This window comes from Streptomyces sp. NPDC005878 (assembly GCF_040629815.1).
In the GTDB taxonomy this organism is placed as follows: domain Bacteria; phylum Actinomycetota; class Actinomycetes; order Streptomycetales; family Streptomycetaceae; genus Streptomyces.
The window spans coordinates 36,377-51,721 of sequence record NZ_JBEXWK010000028.1; the positions used below are offsets into that span (position 1 = coordinate 36,377).

14 protein-coding genes are annotated in these 15,345 nt (G+C 72.7%); 10 read left to right on the forward strand and 4 right to left on the reverse strand.

Features of this window, described 5'->3' with window-relative positions:
• The first annotated feature begins 6 nt into the window (after positions 1-6).
• The 7 genes from ABZ404_RS30650 to ABZ404_RS30680 all read left to right on the forward strand — a co-directional run bounded on the left by ABZ404_RS30650 (position 7) and on the right by ABZ404_RS30680 (position 7,484).
• Positions 7-1,830, forward strand: a complete 1,824-nt coding sequence (locus tag ABZ404_RS30650; protein ID WP_358837072.1) for a phosphoenolpyruvate carboxykinase (GTP) — start codon at positions 7-9, stop codon at positions 1,828-1,830.
• A 287-nt stretch (positions 1,831-2,117) separates the two neighbouring features.
• On the forward strand, positions 2,118-3,101 hold the full coding sequence (locus ABZ404_RS30655) for a serine/threonine-protein kinase (RefSeq protein WP_358837770.1): 984 nt from the start codon (positions 2,118-2,120) through the stop codon (positions 3,099-3,101).
• On the forward strand, positions 3,088-3,546 hold the full coding sequence (locus ABZ404_RS30660) for a hypothetical protein (RefSeq protein WP_358837769.1): 459 nt from the start codon (positions 3,088-3,090) through the stop codon (positions 3,544-3,546). Before ABZ404_RS30655 ends, ABZ404_RS30660 begins: the two co-directional genes overlap by 14 nt.
• 184 nt (positions 3,547-3,730) lie before the next feature.
• Positions 3,731-4,735 carry a hypothetical protein gene (locus ABZ404_RS30665; protein ID WP_358991098.1) on the forward strand — a complete coding sequence of 335 codons (1,005 nt, stop codon included), beginning with the start codon at positions 3,731-3,733 and terminating at the stop codon, positions 4,733-4,735.
• 37 nt (positions 4,736-4,772) lie between these two features.
• Positions 4,773-5,537, forward strand: coding sequence for a hypothetical protein (locus ABZ404_RS30670; RefSeq protein WP_358832964.1), 765 nt, complete (start codon positions 4,773-4,775; stop codon positions 5,535-5,537).
• 7 nt (positions 5,538-5,544) lie between these two features.
• The gene (locus tag ABZ404_RS30675) at positions 5,545-6,339 is read left to right on the forward strand and encodes a PP2C family serine/threonine-protein phosphatase (RefSeq protein ID WP_358832965.1); all 795 of its coding nucleotides are present in this window, start codon (positions 5,545-5,547) and stop codon (positions 6,337-6,339) included.
• Entirely contained in the window at positions 6,336-7,484 is a 1,149-nt protein-coding gene (locus tag ABZ404_RS30680) for a hypothetical protein (protein WP_358832966.1), read from the forward strand. The genes ABZ404_RS30675 and ABZ404_RS30680 overlap by 4 nt, the downstream gene beginning before the upstream one ends.
• Positions 7,485-7,894: 410 nt before the next feature.
• Here ABZ404_RS30680 and ABZ404_RS30685 read toward each other — a convergent pair whose 3' ends face one another.
• Positions 7,895-8,269, reverse strand: a complete 375-nt coding sequence (locus tag ABZ404_RS30685; RefSeq protein ID WP_358832967.1) for a hypothetical protein — start codon at positions 8,267-8,269, stop codon at positions 7,895-7,897.
• A 76-nt stretch (positions 8,270-8,345) separates the two neighbouring features.
• Positions 8,346-9,557 (reverse strand): pyridoxal phosphate-dependent aminotransferase, encoded by a 1,212-nt coding sequence (locus ABZ404_RS30690; RefSeq protein ID WP_358832968.1) that lies wholly within the window; start codon positions 9,555-9,557, stop codon positions 8,346-8,348.
• A gap of 891 nt (positions 9,558-10,448) precedes the next feature.
• On the opposite strand from ABZ404_RS30690, the gene ABZ404_RS30695 reads away from it, so the two are divergent.
• A complete protein-coding gene (locus ABZ404_RS30695; RefSeq protein WP_358832969.1) occupies positions 10,449-12,416 on the forward strand; it encodes an alkyl sulfatase dimerization domain-containing protein in 1,968 nt (655 codons plus the stop codon).
• Here the strand turns inward: ABZ404_RS30695 and ABZ404_RS30700 are convergent.
• Both ABZ404_RS30700 and ABZ404_RS30705 read right to left on the reverse strand, forming a co-directional pair.
• The gene (locus tag ABZ404_RS30700; protein WP_358832970.1) at positions 12,383-12,631 is read right to left on the reverse strand and encodes a DUF397 domain-containing protein; all 249 of its coding nucleotides are present in this window, start codon (positions 12,629-12,631) and stop codon (positions 12,383-12,385) included. The genes ABZ404_RS30695 and ABZ404_RS30700 overlap by 34 nt on opposite strands.
• On the reverse strand, positions 12,628-13,443 hold the full coding sequence (locus tag ABZ404_RS30705) for a helix-turn-helix transcriptional regulator (protein ID WP_358832971.1): 816 nt from the start codon (positions 13,441-13,443) through the stop codon (positions 12,628-12,630). Before ABZ404_RS30705 ends, ABZ404_RS30700 begins: the two co-directional genes overlap by 4 nt.
• Positions 13,444-13,537: 94 nt before the next feature.
• On the opposite strand from ABZ404_RS30705, the gene ABZ404_RS30710 reads away from it, so the two are divergent.
• Together ABZ404_RS30710 and ABZ404_RS30715 are read left to right on the forward strand one after the other, a co-directional pair.
• Positions 13,538-13,963: an ATP-binding protein gene (locus ABZ404_RS30710; protein WP_358832972.1), complete on the forward strand. Its 426-nt coding sequence runs from the start codon at positions 13,538-13,540 to the stop codon at positions 13,961-13,963.
• 55 nt (positions 13,964-14,018) lie between these two features.
• Positions 14,019-15,260 (forward strand): FG-GAP-like repeat-containing protein, encoded by a 1,242-nt coding sequence (locus ABZ404_RS30715; RefSeq protein WP_358832973.1) that lies wholly within the window; start codon positions 14,019-14,021, stop codon positions 15,258-15,260.
• Positions 15,261-15,345: the final 85 nt, after the last annotated feature.

Below are 15,345 nucleotides of genomic sequence, written 5' to 3' on the forward strand. Positions count from 1 at the left end.
GCGATCGTGGCGCGCGACATCGCGGCTCCCCTTTCCGTCCCGACCAACCACCAGGAACTGATCTCCTGGGTAGACGAGATCGCGGCCATCACCCAGCCGGACCGGGTGGTCTGGTGCGACGGTTCCGAGGCCGAGTACGAGCGCCTGTGCGAGGAGCTCGTCGCCCGGGGGACGTTCAAGAAGCTCGACCCGATCAAGCGCCCGAACTCGTACTACGCGGCGTCCGACCCGACCGATGTCGCCCGGGTCGAGGACCGCACCTTCATCTGCTCCGAGAAGGAGGAGGACGCGGGGCCGACCAACCACTGGAAGGCTCCGGCGGAGATGAAGGAGATCTTCGCGGGGGAGAAGGGGATCTTCCGGGGCTCGATGCGTGGCCGCACCATGTACGTCGTGCCCTTCTGCATGGGCCCGCTCGGCTCGGACCTCTCCGCCATCGGCGTCGAGATCACCGACTCCGCGTACGTCGCCGTCTCCATGCGCACCATGACCCGTATGGGACAGCCCGTCCTCGACGAGCTCGGCACCGACGGCTTCTTCGTCAAGGCCGTCCACACGCTCGGCGCGCCGCTGGCCGAGGGCGAGGCCGACGTGCCGTGGCCCTGCAACTCCACCAAGTACATCTCGCACTTCCCCGAGACCCGCGAGATCTGGTCCTACGGCTCCGGCTACGGCGGCAACGCCCTGCTCGGCAAGAAGTGCTACGCGCTGCGCATCGCCTCCGTCATGGCGCGTGACGAGGGCTGGCTCGCCGAGCACATGCTCATCCTCAAGCTGACCCCGCCGCAGGGCGAGGCGAAGTACGTCGCCGCGGCCTTCCCGTCCGCCTGCGGCAAGACCAACCTCGCCATGCTGGAGCCCACGATCTCCGGCTGGACCGTCGAGACCATCGGCGACGACATCGCGTGGATGCGGTTCGGCGAGGACGGCCGGCTGTACGCGATCAACCCCGAGGCCGGGTTCTTCGGCGTCGCGCCCGGCACCGGTGAGCACACCAACGCCAACGCGATGAAGACCCTGTGGGGCAACTCCGTCTTCACCAACGTCGCGCTCACCGAGGACGGCGACGTGTGGTGGGAGGGCATGACCGAGGAGGCGCCCGCGCGCCTGACGGACTGGAAGGGCAACGCCTGGACGCCGGAGTCCGAGACGCCGGCCGCCCACCCCAACGCCCGCTTCACCGTCCCGGCCGGCCAGTGCCCGACGATCGCCCCCGAGTGGGAGGACCCCAAGGGCGTCCCGATCTCCGCGATCCTCTTCGGCGGCCGCCGCGCCTCCGCCGTCCCGCTGGTGACCGAGTCCCTCGACTGGAACCACGGCGTCTTCCTCGGCGCCAACGTGGCCTCCGAGAAGACCGCCGCCGCCGAGGGCAAGGTTGGCGAGCTGCGCCGCGACCCCTTCGCGATGCTGCCGTTCTGCGGCTACAACATGGGCGACTACATGGCCCACTGGATCGACGTGGCCAAGGACAAGGACCAGTCCAAGCTGCCCAAGATCTACTACGTGAACTGGTTCCGCAAGAACGACGCCGGCAAGTTCGTCTGGCCCGGCTTCGGCGAGAACAGCCGCGTCCTGAAGTGGATCGTGGAGCGCCTGGAGGGCAGGGCCGAGGGCGTCGAGACCCCGATCGGCATCCTGCCGACGAAGGAGTCCCTGGACACCGACGGCCTGGACCTGGCCGAGTCGGACCTGGAGTTCCTCCTCAAGGTCGACACCGAGGTCTGGCGCGAGGAGGCGGCGCTGATCCCCGAGCACCTCAACACCTTCGGCGACCACACGCCCGAGGAGCTGTGGGACGAGTACCGCGCGCTGGTCGCCCGCCTGGGCTGACCCGCCCGCCCGAGACTCGTGGCGGGCTGCCCCGAACACCGCCCTGACCAGTGGGGTCACGACGGTCCGCCACGTTCGCGTCCGGCCCCCGGAGCCCCCTCACGGCTCCGGGGGCCGGACGCTTTTCCGGACGGCCGCGCCCCGGCCGTCCCGCCCCCGGCCGTCCCGCCCGGCGGTTTCCCCGGGTGGTTTTTCGCCAGGGTGGCTGCCGGGGACGGGCGTTCGCGGGACACTCGGTCCCGGAGCGCGTGGGGCCGAGTGAGGGGGCGCGGAGGATGCGCACACCGGTGAGTGATCCGCTGCGGGTGGGGCCGTACCGCATCGTGGGGCGGCTGGGGTCCGGCGGGATGGGCTGGGTGTATCTGGGGCGGTCGCCCGCGGGCCGGGCCGTCGCCGTCAAGGTCGTCCGCCCCGAACTCGCCGCCGACGAGGAGTTCCGGCGCCGCTTCGCGCGCGAGGTGGCCGCCGCGCGGCTGGTCGGCGGGGCCTTCACGGCGGCGGTCGTCGACGCCGACCCGGAGGCCGACCTGCCCTGGCTGGCCACGGCGTACGTACCGGGGCCCGCGCTGTCCGAGGCGGTCGGCTCGGACGGGCCGCTCACCGGCGGCCAGGCCCGCAGGCTCGGCGCCGGTCTGGTGGAGGCGCTCCAGGCCATCCACGGCGCCGGGGTCGTCCACCGCGACCTCAAGCCCTCGAACGTGCTGCTCGCCGCCGACGGCCCGCGCGTCATCGACTTCGGCATCTCCATGGTGGCCGGGGCGACCGGGCTGACCCGCGCCGGGACGCTGATGGGCACCCCGCCCTACATGTCGCCCGAGCAGATGACCGGCGCCCGGGTCGGGCCCGCCAGCGACGTCTTCTCGCTCGGCGGGGTCCTCGTCTACGCCGTCACCGGGAACGCGCCCTTCCTGCACGGCGCCGGAGTGGCCTACCGGGTGGTGCACGCCGAGCCCGAACTCGACGACGTGCCCGCCGAGTTGCGGCCCCTGGTCGAGGAGTGCCTGGCCAAGCGGCCCGAGGACCGGCCGGACCTGGACGCGTTGCTGAGCGGGCTGCTCGGCCCGGACGCGGGCAGCGCGCGGGCGCTGACCTGGCCCCCGCCGACCGTGGCCCGCCGCATCCGGGTGCGCACCGGAGAGCTGGACGGCCGGCGGGCCGCCGGGGACCGGGCCTCCCTGCCGTCCTGTCTGCTGCTGCACGCCCAAACGCTCCTGGACGCCGGGCTCAGCGACGCCATGGTGATCGAGGCGGTGGGCCGTGCGGCACTCTGAGGGGACACCGGCCGGCGCCGGGGCCGAACTGGGCGTGCGGTGGCGCCCGCTGGTCCACACCTGGGCCTCCGGACGCCATCTGCACTGCGAGGAGGACACCGTCTCCGTCTCGCTCCGCTTCGACCTCGCCGACGCGGACCGGGCCGTCACCGTCCGGTTCATGACCACCACCAAGCTGCTGGTCGCGTTCATGACCGACGGCCGGTTCCTGCGCGGCGATCAGCTGGCGACGGCCGCCGCCGCGGCCAACGCGTGGAACACCGAGCAGTTGGTCCCGATGCTGTCGGTGTGGGACGTACGAGGCCCCCGACCCTGTATCGCCGGGGTCTGCACGCTGCCGCTCAACTGCCGGATGGACCAGCGGGAATTCGATTCCCTGGCGGCCGACTGGGTGGAACAGGCGAGACAGATGTTCCTCCGGTGCCATCAGGTGTTCCAGCTGTAGAAGAGGTGTTCGGATATCGCCCGGGAGTTGTCCCGGAAAGCCCGCGCTAAAACCCGGGAATGGCCTCGGAACGGTTGCGGAACAGCCCGGGAATCGCCCCGGAATGGCCAAAACCCTTACGCGCGGCGGCCGGTGGCGCCATATTTGCGATGTGCTTTTCCGGGGGACGGGGAGGTTTTCGCCCATGGGGCTGCTGTGTGGTCCGCGCGGTGCGTGGCGGACGGGGGCGACGGCCGGGCTGCTGGCCGCGGCCCTGTTCGCCGCGGCCCTTCCGGCCGCCGCCGGCGAGGGGTCCTGTTCGGGGAAGCTGGCCGAGCGGCTGGGCTGCTGGGCCGGCCGGGTGGACGCCCAGGACCCGGCCGTGCTCGTCACGCTGCACAGGCCGCTGGCGCTCGACGGCAAGGCCGCCGACTGGAAGCTCTCCCAGCGCAAGGCCGCCTTCGACCGGGGCCCGCTCGTCCTGACGGTCCCGGCCGGGCATCCCACCGGCGCGGGCGGCACCCTGCTGCTCGTCCTCGCCGGCGACCGGCTCGTCGACCCGGACGCCGAGATCACCCGCCTCGACGACAGGACGCTGGGCGCGCTGCGCGAGGCGGGCGTCTGCGAGCCCGGACTGTGCGAACTCGTCGCCGACGGCAAGAAGGCCAAGACCCTGCACGGCCAGGACCTGCTGGACGCGAAGCTGGCCGCCGAGCTCGGCCGCAACTCCGACAGCGTCGGCGGCGCGGACGACGGCTCCTCGCTGCTCGTCCCCCTGCTCGGCACCGCCGCCCTGCTGCTCCTCCTGATGGCCGCGCTGGTCTACGCGGTCCGCCGCTCCCGGGGCCCGCGCCTGGCGTACGCCGTCCCGGCCGGGCCGGGTCCGGCCGCCGTGCCCGCCGCCCGTACGGGCCCGGCGGGCACCGCCGCGGCGCCCGGCAGGCACCGCGCGCCCGGCCGCGAGGTCGCCAGGCCGGGCGCGCCCGGCCGGATCGCCGTCGTCCGCACCGCGCTGCACCCGCAGGGATACGTCGAGCTCGACCAGTGCCTGCGCCGGGCGGTGTGGGCCGAGCCCGCCGCGCCCGCGCCCGCCCCCGGCGCCCGCGTCGAGGTGAGCGAGGGCCGGGGCGAGGACGCCGGGATCCTGTACGCCCACACGTACGCCGACGACGGACGCAACGTCACCAGCAGGGCGCCGCACGGCCGGTGAGGCGCGGCGAGGACACCGAAGGACGGGGAGAGGCCAGATGCGCAGGCAGCAGCCACCGAGGACGCTTCCGGCGGAGTACGCCGACATCGAGTTCGAGAACAACGCCCAGCGGCTGCCGCTGGTGCTGTGCCTGGACACCTCCAGCTCCATGGCGGGCCCGCCCATCGAGGCGCTGAACCAGGCCCTGAACGAGTGGACCCGCGAGCTCCACGACGACGTCAGCCTCAGCTACAGCGTCGAGGTCGCCGTCATCACCTTCGGCGGCCGGGGCGTCACCGCCTGGCGGTCCGGCCAGCCCCTCGAACCCGGCTCGCCGGTCGGCCCGTTCGTCGCCGCCCACATGTTCGAGCCGCCGCGGCTCGCCGCCTCCGGGGTCACCCTGATGACCGAGGCCCTGGAGCTGGCCATGCACGTGGTCGCCGCCCGCAAGACCGAGCTGCGCTCGCAGGGCTTCCAGTACTACCGCCCGCAGATCTGCCTCGTCACCGACGGCCTGCCGACCGACGGCACCGGCCACATCAGCCGCACCTGGCAGCGGCTCGTCCCGGTCCTCGCCGAGGAGCAGGCGGCCCGCCGCTTCCGGCTGTACGCGATCGGCGTCGGCGGCCTCACCGACCTCGCCGAACAGGTGCTCCAGGCGTACGCGCCGAAGTTCAACGCCCGCCTCCAGGGCTTCCCCTTCCGCCAGTTGCTCCAGATGATGTCGGCGAGCGCCAGCGCCGAGACCAAGGGCGCGGGCGACGAGGTCTTCGAGAAGATCTTCAGCCAGTTCAAGACGCAGCGCCCGGCCTGGGAAGCCTGAGCGGGCCATGGCGACGCGGACGCACGGGAGCTGGCGGGTGCACGGGCTGAGCGTGGAGGGCTACCGGCATCGCCGGGACGGCATCCCCTGCCAGGACGCCTGGCGGTGCTCGACGGACGGGCCCGTCACGGTCCTGGCCGTCGCGGACGGCGCGGGCAGCCGGCCGCGCTCCGGCGAGGGCTCCCTGCTCGCGGTCCGCCTCGCGGTGGAGCACTTCGGCAGACTGCCCGCCTCCGGGGCCGACGGCCCCACCGCGCACCGGCTGCTGCGCCGGTGCTTCCAGCGGGTCGTGGACGACTTCCTCGACCGTACGGGCGAGGGGGCCGGGGACCACGCGACCACCCTGACCGTGGTGGTCCTCGCGTCCGGGTGGCTGGGGTACTGCACCGTCGGGGACGGGTTCGTGGTGCTGCGGGCCGGGACCGAGGACGGCGAACGGCAGTTCCACCTCCTGCCGCAGCCCGCCGCGGTGAGCGAGTACAGCAACGAGACGGTCTTCCTCACCACCCCGGACGCGGCCCGCTGGGTGCGGACCGACTGCGTACGGGACGAGGGCGTCGACGGCGTGCTGCTCTCCACCGACGGCCTCGCGCAGGCCGCGCTCTCCTGGTCCGGGGGCGCCCCGCAGGCCCCCAACGGATCCTTCGCGGCGTCGGTACTGCGCTCGCTCGACATCGGCGGGGGCGTGCCGGACGACGAGGACGACCGGCTCGCCGCGCTGCTCCGCTCCGACCGGCTGACCGCGCTCAACGGGGACGACAAGACACTGCTGCGGGCGGTGCGGGACGGAGGGGGCGGATGAGCGGGCCCGCGCAGGGGCGGACCGTGCTGCTCGGCGGGGTGCCGGTGGTCCTCGCCGCCGAGCCGCTGAAGGGGGGCGGGCAGGCGGCCGTCTACCCCGTGGAGGGCGACGACCGGACCGTCGTCAAGCTCTACCGGGACCCGCCCGGCCCCGAGCAGGAGCGGCGGCTGACCCGGATGCTCACCATGTCCCCGCTCGGCGGACGCCCCACCGACCGCTCCCAGCGGCCCGAGCTGGCCTGGCCGACCGCGCCCGCGCGGGCGCCGGGCGGGGCGTTCCTCGGATACGCGATGCAGCGGTTCGGGGAGCCCGAACACGTCCAGCTGGTCGGCCTGTTCACGCGCGCCCAGCGCGTCCGGCTCTTCCACGGGCGGGCCGACTGGCGCTTCCTGCTGGGCGTCGCGTGGAACCTGGCGTTCATGACGGCGCGGATGCACCACGAGGGGCTGGTCATCGGGGACTTCTCCAGCAGCAACGTGGTGGTCGACGCGAACGGCTTCATCACGTTCCTGGACTGCGACTCCATCGCCTTCACCGACGCGGTCACCGGGGAGCTGTTCCCCTGCCTGATGCACACCACGGACTACTCGGCGCCCGAACGGCAGGCGGGCGGCCCCGCCACCCGGGCCAGCGACGACTTCGCGCTGGCGGTCCTCGTCTACCAGCTGCTGACGGCCGGCAACCACCCCTTCGGGGGTGTGCCGCGCGACAGCGCGCCGGAGTCGACGGTCCAGGACAACATCGCGGCGAGCATCAGTTACGTGGTGCGGCCCGAGGGGGTCGTGGTGCCGCGGGGGACCGTGGACCCGTCCGTGCTGCCGCCCGAACTGCTGGACCTGTCCCGGGCGGCGTTCGGCCCCGGCGTCCTGGACCCCGGGGCCCGCCCGTCGGCGGAGGACTGGTTGCGGGCGCTGGACCGGGAGCGGGGCCGGGTACGGGTCTGCCCGGCCCGCCCGGGCCACACGTACGGCTCGCACCTGACGGGGTGCCCCTGGTGCGTCCGGGCGACCCTGACAGGCCACGACGTCTTCAACCCGTCCCCTTTGCCGCCACCCCCCCCGCCTCCATCCAGCCTGCGGCCTGCACTGCTGATCGCCCTGGCGGTGCTGATCCTGCTGATCCTGGTGGCACTGACGAGGGGGTGACCCTGCGGGGCGGCCCGGGGTTCGTCTGCGGCCCGGTGGCCGGTTGCTCGCGCAGTTCCCCGCGCCCCTTTTGGCCCGGGGTTCGTCTGCGGGCGGTCTGTGGCTGGTCGCGCAGTTCCCCGCGCCCCTTGGGGGGCTTGCGGTGCGTGGTTTTGTGCGGCTCGGTGGTGGGCTGGTCACGCCGTTCCCCGCGCCCCTATAGGGCGCCCCGGAGGGGCGCATTTGAGGGGCGCGGGGAACTGCGCGAGCAACCGGCCACGGTCCGCAGACGACGACGGTTTTGGGGGCGCGGGGAACTGCGCGAGCAGCCCACCACCCGGCGGCAGACGAAATCCGTCGCACTCGTACCCCGCGTACGCGAAACGTGGCACCCGGTCCGCGGACCTCCGCGGCGCGCGGACCGGGGCCGATCAGAGGGCGGCGGTCGCCGCCGAGTGGGCGTCCATACGCTCCGCCGCCAGGATCGCCGCCGCCGTGTCCGCGCGCGAGGCGGCGACCACCAGCGCGCGCCCCGCGAGCGCGTGCGCGCGCCCGTGCAGGGCCGGCGCCGCAGCCCGGCTCAGACCCGCGTGCCGCACTGGCGGATGCCCGCCCCGCAGCCGCGCGACCTGCGACGCGATCGCGTCCCCGGCCTCGGTCAGTCCCAGTTCGTCCGTGACCGCGAGCAGCGCCGCGAGGTGCCCGGCGAGCTGGATGTCCAGCTCCTCCTCACGGGAGCGGCGCGGAACACGCGCGTCGGCGGCCATCGTGCTGTGCACCGACTTCGTCCGGATCGGCTCGTACATGAGATGACCTCCTTCTGACGCAGGAGGCCATCCTATCTTAGATTCTGTCTAAAGTTGAGTACGGGCCAGCACCTGGCTACATCTGGCTGTAGCCGTCCAGGAAGCTGCCGATCCGGGTCACCGCACCCGCCAGATCCTGCGCCGAGGGAAGCGTCACGATGCGGAAGTGGTCGGGCTCGGGCCAGTTGAAGCCGGTGCCGTGCACCACCATGATTTTCTCGGCCCGCAGCAGGTCCAGGACCATCTGGCGGTCGTCCTTGACCTTGTAGACCGCCGGGTCGAGCCTCGGGAACAGGTACAGCGCGCCCTTCGGCTTCACGCACGTCACGCCGGGGATCTGCGTGAGCAGGTCATACGCCGTGTCGCGCTGCTCCAGCAACCGCCCGCCCGGCAGCACCAGGTCCTCGATCGACTGGCGCCCGCCCAGCGCCGTGGCCACCGCGTACTGCGACGGCATGTTCGCGCACAGCCGCATGTTGGCGAGGATGGTGAGGCCCTCGATGTACGAGGAGGCGTGGGCCTTGGGGCCGCAGACCGCCATCCAGCCGGAGCGGTAACCGGCCACCCGGTAGTTCTTGGACAGACCGTTGAACGTCAGCACCATCAGGTCCGGCGCGATGACCGCCGTCGGCGTGTGCGTGGCGCCGTCGTAGAGGATCCGGTCGTAGATCTCGTCCGAGCAGACGACCAGGTTGTGGCGGCGGGCGATCTCCGTGAGACTCCGCAGCATCTCCTCGTCGTAGACCGCGCCCGTCGGGTTGTTCGGGTTGATGATCACCAGAGCCTTGGTACGGTCCGTGATCTTCCGCTCGATGTCGGCGAGGTCCGGCATCCAGTCGGCCTGCTCGTCGCAGCGGTAGTGCACGGCGGTGCCGCCGGCCAGCGAGACCGAGGCCGTCCACAGCGGGTAGTCCGGGGCCGGGACCAGCACCTCGTCGCCGTCGTCGAGCAGCGCCTGCATCGACATCTGGATCAGTTCGGAGACGCCGTTGCCGAGGTAGATGTCCTCGACGTCGAGGTCGATGCCCTTGGTCTGGTAGTGCTGCATCACCGCGCGGCGCGCCGAGAGCAGGCCCTTCGCGTCGCCGTAGCCGTGCGCCCCGGAGAGGTTGCGGAGCATGTCCTCCAGGATCTCCGGCGGGCACTCGAAGCCGAACGCGGCGGGGTTGCCGGTGTTGAGCTTGAGGATGCGGTGCCCTGCCGCTTCCAGCCGCATGGCTTCTTCGAGAACCGGGCCGCGGATCTCGTAACAGACATTGGCGAGCTTGGTCGACTGGATCACCTGCATGACAGTCACCTTACGGGCGCGTTTCGGGGGACGCGCGGGGTTTGCCCGTGGGGTGCGCCGGTCGGGGGTGCCCGGGCGGATGCATGGCTTCCATCGGAATGCGGTCCTGGGGGCGTGGCCGTGGGATCGCCGGTCGGGGGTGGGGTACCGGCTTGGAATGCGCCCCCGGCGGCACGGCGGGTGAGATGCACCACGGCGCGCCGCCCCCTTTGGCCGGGGGCCCGCCTGCGGCCCGGTGCTGGGCTGGCCGCGCAGTTCCCCGCGCCCCTTTTCGGGCCGGGTGTTTGTCCGCGGGTGGTCTGTGGCTGGTCGCGCAGTTCCCCGCGCCCCTGAAACCAGTCGTCGTCCGCGGGCCGTGGTGGGTTGCTCGCGCCGTTCCCCGCGCCCCTTGAAGCGCCCCTTCGGGGCGCCCGGGGAATGCCGCGCAGCGGCATGTGAGGGGCGCGGGGAACTGCGCGAGAAGCCCCACCGGCCCGCAGCCGGAGTCCGACCCCTGAAGGGGCGCGGGGAACTGCGCGAGCAACCGACCACCGGCCCGCACGCAAGCACCCGGCCGAACAGGGGCGCGGGGAACTGCGCGAGCAACCGACCACCGGCTCGCACCCAAACACCCGGCCGAACAGGGGCGCGGGGAACTGCGCGAGCAACCGACCACCGGCCCGCACCCAAACACCCGGCCGAACAGGGGCGCGGGGAACTGCGCGAGCGAGCCGCCACCGGGCCGCAGACGAAACGCGGGCCGGAAAGGGGTGCGGGGAACTGCGCGGCCGGGCCACCCCGCTACCGGCCCCCACACCGCCCACATCTCGGCCACGCACCCCCTCGCCCCCTTTCATCCCCCCTCCCCACAGCGTTACGTTCCCGCCCCGCGACGCCCCGAGGAGGCAGCCCATGACCAACGGCAGCAACGGCGCGCAGCACCACCCCCAAGCCCAGGCCCACCCCCAAGCCCAGGCCCACCCCCAAGCCCAGCCCCACCCCACCGCCCAGCCCCACCCCGTCGAACCGACCCCGTACGTCATCCGCAGCAACCGCCCCGCGGGGCCGCACGGCGTCCCCTCGGACGTCTCCGACTTCCGCAACGCCTCGCAGGGGCTCGTCGCCCGCCCGGGCGTGGCCGCGATCCCGGCCCGGGACGGGGGAACCGCCTGGGACTTCGCCCGGTTCGACTTCCTGCGCGACGAGGACGCCGACATACCGCCCTCCGTCAACGCGCGCGTATGGCGCCAGGGCCGCATGAACGCCATGGCCGGCCTCTACCTGGTCACCCGCCCGGACCACGGCCGCGGCGGCGTCCACCAGATCCGCGGCCACGACCTCGCCAACATGACGATCGTCGAGGGCCGCACCGGACTCGTCGTCATCGACCCCCTCGGCTCCTACGAGACCGCCCAGTACGCCCTCCGCCTCTACCGCGAGACCACCGACGACCGCCGTCCGGTGAAGGCCCTCGTCTACACCGCGAGCTGCGTCGACCACTTCGGCGGCTCCCGCGGCCTCTTCGCCGAGCGCGGCGACACCGTCCCCGAGGACCTCGCCGTCTACGCGCCCGACGGCTTCCTCGACGACGCGGTCCGCCGCCACGTCGTGGAGGGCCTCGCCACCGCCTGCCTGGTCGACCACACCTACGGCACCCGGCTGGAGGCCGGACCGTACGGCCTGATCGACAGCGGCCCCGGCCTCACCGTCTCGGCCGGCGAGCCCACTCTCGTACCGCCCACCCACCAGCTGTCCGGCGAGGTCGAGGCCGACGGCGTACGGATGGTCCTCCAGCCCGCCGCCGGCCTCCAGTCCCCGGCCGAGATGAACGTCTACCTCCCCGGCCACAAGGTCCTCTACCTCACCGCCCCCGGCCTCCTCGGCGGCCTCGGGGACGTACGCGCCCGCCACCTCGACGAGACCCTGAAGGCATTCGGCGGCGTCGCGGAGATCGTGGCCGGGGCGTACGAGTGGCCCGGCTGGGGCGCGAAGGCCGTCACCGCCCGTCTCGCCGCCCGCCGCGACGCCTGGGTCAGGCGCCAGACCCAGCCCTCGAACCAGCCGTTCTACGCCGCCGGGTACGTCGGCACCGCCACCCAGGCCGCCCGCCAGACCTGGCTGCGCCTGCTCGGCCACGAGTTCGTCGCCGCCACCGACGCGGTCGCCGCGACCCCCGCGTCCGCCGCGACCGCCAAGCGGTACGTGGTGGCCCTGGGCGGCGCCGAGGCGGTGCTGGCCACCGCCCGCGAGGAGTACGACGCGGCGACGCCCCGCTACGAGCGGACCGTCGAGCTCCTCGACCACGTGGTGGCCGCCGCCTGCGACCCGGCGACGGTCCCGCCCGCCGTCCTGGACGCCGCCACCTCACTCCAGGCGCTGGCGCTGACCCAACTGGGGTACCTCGCCGAGTACGGCCCGCTGCGCAACGCCTATCTCACGGCCGCCCAGGACCTCCGCCCCGGCCCGCGTCCGCCCGGCGCCCGTCCCGTCGTCGGCGACCTGGTGCACCACGCCAACCCCGCCCAGTACTTCGCGGCCCTCGCCGCCCGCCTTGACGGTCCGAGCGCGGCGGAGCTGCGCGATCCGGTCGTCCTGCTGTGGACCTTCACCAACACCGGCCAGTCGGGCGTCACGGTCCTGCGCGACGGCGTCCTCGTCTACACCGACACCCGCGGCGACACCATGCCGCCGGGCGTGGACAAGCCGCACGCCACGATCGTGCTGACGCGCGACACCCTGGACCGGCTCCTGGCGTCGGGCCCGGACTTCGCCGCGAACTTCGACGAAGCCGTACGCGCGGGCCGCGCCCAGATGGACGACCGCGGCCCGGCGGACACGGTCTTCGGCTATCTGCTCCCGGCTATCCCGGCCGTGAACTGAGCCCAGGCGGCGGCGGGGACGGCGAACGTCGGACTGTCCCCGCCGAGCTTGGAATCGCGTACGTGGACGGTGTGGGGGCAGGTGGCGACCTCGACGCAGGCGCCGCCCTGGGAGTCGCTGTGGCTGGACTTCCGCCAGTCCAGGGCGACTTCGACGCAGGCGCTCCCTTCGCTGTCGCTGTAACTGGACTTGAACCATACGAGCTGATCGCTCATAGCTCCTCCGCCAATTTGCTGATGAACTCCGCCGATTCCTCGACGCTGAGAGCGTGCAAGCGGATCATGCCATGCGTCTGGGTCAGTTCACTTACCGTGGCGGGATCGGCGTACAGCGCGCTCGTCTTCTGCCCTTCGGCGAAGGCGTGTTGCTCGTGGTCAGGGGATTCCAGCAGAATCAATGGTCCGTTCAATGCCACGCCCGGACACCGCCCCATCGGCAGCACCTGCACCGAAACATTCCGCAACTCGCCCATTTCCAACACGTGTTCGAGCTGTCGCTTCATCACGACCCGGCCCCCGACCAAAGTGCGCAAAGCGGCCTCGTACACCACGAAGTTGAAAACGGTCGACTTTCGCGTCCGCAGGGTTTCCTGCCTGCGGAGCCGCGCGTTCACCCGTTCCTCGACCGTCTCGTCATCCAACGGCGGGTAGCTCTCGCTGATCAGCGTCCGCGCGTACTCCTCCGTCTGCAACAAACCCGGGATGAGTAGCGGCTCGTACCAGTGGACGGCGATGGCCTCCGCCTCCACCTGCATGAACTCCTGCGACCGCGCAGGGAACGGCTCCGGCTTCAGATACTGGTTCGCAGCCAGCAACTTCCCCTGCGCCCCGCACATCTGATCGGCCACCGTCAGCAGCCGCAGAGTAGGCTTGCGGCGGCCGTTCTCCATCGACTTGACGTACTCGTACTGGTAATCCGCCGCCTTGCAGAGGTCGTTGCGGGACACCCCGGCGCCCTCCCGCCAGCGCTTCACCTGGTCGCCGCAGTAGCGCCACGCGATCGGCGGCAGGGAAGTCGGCTCGGTCATTGAACCCGCCCTTCGGGTACCTCGCGGGTACAGCCGGGAATGTACCCACTTTGATACTCCCAGAGGCTATGCCCGGCCCAGCACGGTATGAGCCATGGATTGCACAACTTCCCCCCTTCCGAAGGACGTTGCGTGGCGGCTTCCCTGCGGGCCCCGCAGCGTCTCGCGGGCGCGAGCGCTGCTCGCGGAGCAGGCGCGCGCCTGGAAGGTCCCCGACGAACCGGCCGCCACCGCCGTCCTGCTCCTCAGCGAGCTGATGACGAACGCCGTGCGCCACGCGCGCGTGCCCGTCGGCCGCGAGATCGTCGCCCGGTGCGTGCTCGGCGGGGACCTCTTCCGGGTCGAGGTGATCGACGCGAACGCCGCGCCGCCGTGTCCGAGGGCGGCCGGTCCGGACGACGAGTCCGGGCGCGGGCTCGCGCTGGTGGAGGCGCTGTCCGACGCCTGGGGCGCCAACCCGCGGCCGTACGGGATCGGCAAGACGGTCTGGTTCGAACTGATCGTCGGCGGGGGGCTATGATCCGCTGACTTTCCACAGCATTCGCACACACCCGGGGGGGAACCGCGTGCGTTCCATGTCTTCACGCCTCGTACGCGGCGGGCTCGCGGCCGCCGTCACCGCAGGACTGGCGGCCGCCGTCACCACCGTCACCACCGCGCCCGCCCGGGCCGCGAGCGGCTACGACCGCTGCGCCTACGGCAAGCTGTGCGTCTTCAGCGACCCGATGGGCCGGGGCGACATGCTGGTCGTCACCGGGTCCATGCTGCGGCTCGGGTCCTGGGACAACCGCATCAGCTCGTTCGTGAACCGCACCGACATGCCGGTCTGCTTCAACAGCGAGCCGGACCTGGAAGGCGACCCGGGGCGGGCCAGGGCCACGCACTACTACTCCGCCCAGGTGTCGTTCGACGAGAGCTCCCGGCCGGACCTCGACAACAGCGTCAGCTCGCTCGACCTGGACCGCGAGGCGGACTACTTCTGCGGTACCGAGGGACGTTTCCCGACGTACTCGGGGGACTTCGAGAGCAAGCCCCGTCCGGCCGGGCAGCCCGCCGCGGCCGCGTTCGGTGACATGGACGGCGACGGCTTCGGCGACCTCTACGCGCGCGACGCCTTCGGACGGCTGTGGGCGGACCACTCGTACGTGAGCAAGAGCGGCAACCGCCTCGTGGGCGGCGGCTGGAACGCGATGACCCGGCTCACCCGGCACGGCGACTACGACGGGGACGCCAAGGAGGACCTGTTCGCCCGGGACCGCTCGGGCGTCCTGTGGTTCTACCCGGGTCGGGGCGACGGCGCCCTCGGTGACCGCGTCAGGGTCGGCGGGGGCTGGAACGCCATGAGCGACGTGGCCGCCGCCGGGGATCTGACCGGCGACGGCCGCGCCGACCTGCTCGCCGCCGACACCACCGGCACCCTGTGGACGTACCCCGGCGACGGGCACGGCACCTTCGGTGACCGCCGGAAGGTCGGCGGGGGCTGGAAGGTCATGAACGAGCTGGTCGGGGCCGGTGACATGAACGCCGACCAGCGTTCCGACCTGGTGGCCCGGGACACCGCGGGGAAGCTGTGGTTCTACCCCGGCACCGGGCGCGGCACGTTCGGTGACCGCAGGCTCATCGGCACCGGCGGCTGGAACGGGCTCACCGAGCTGGCGGGCGTCGGTGACGTCACCGGCGACGGCCACCCGGACCTGCTCGCGCACGCGCCGGGGCAGAAGGAGCTGCGCGTCTACCCGGACACGGGCGCGGCGGACGGCGGCCTGCGGGCGCCCCGGCAGTACGCCCAGGCCCGCTCCACCCACCTCGTCTTCTGACCCTCCGGGGTCCTGCGACCTCCTGGGCGCCCCCCACCCTCGGGTCCTGCGACCTCCGGGAGCCCGTCACCTCCCGGTCCTGCGA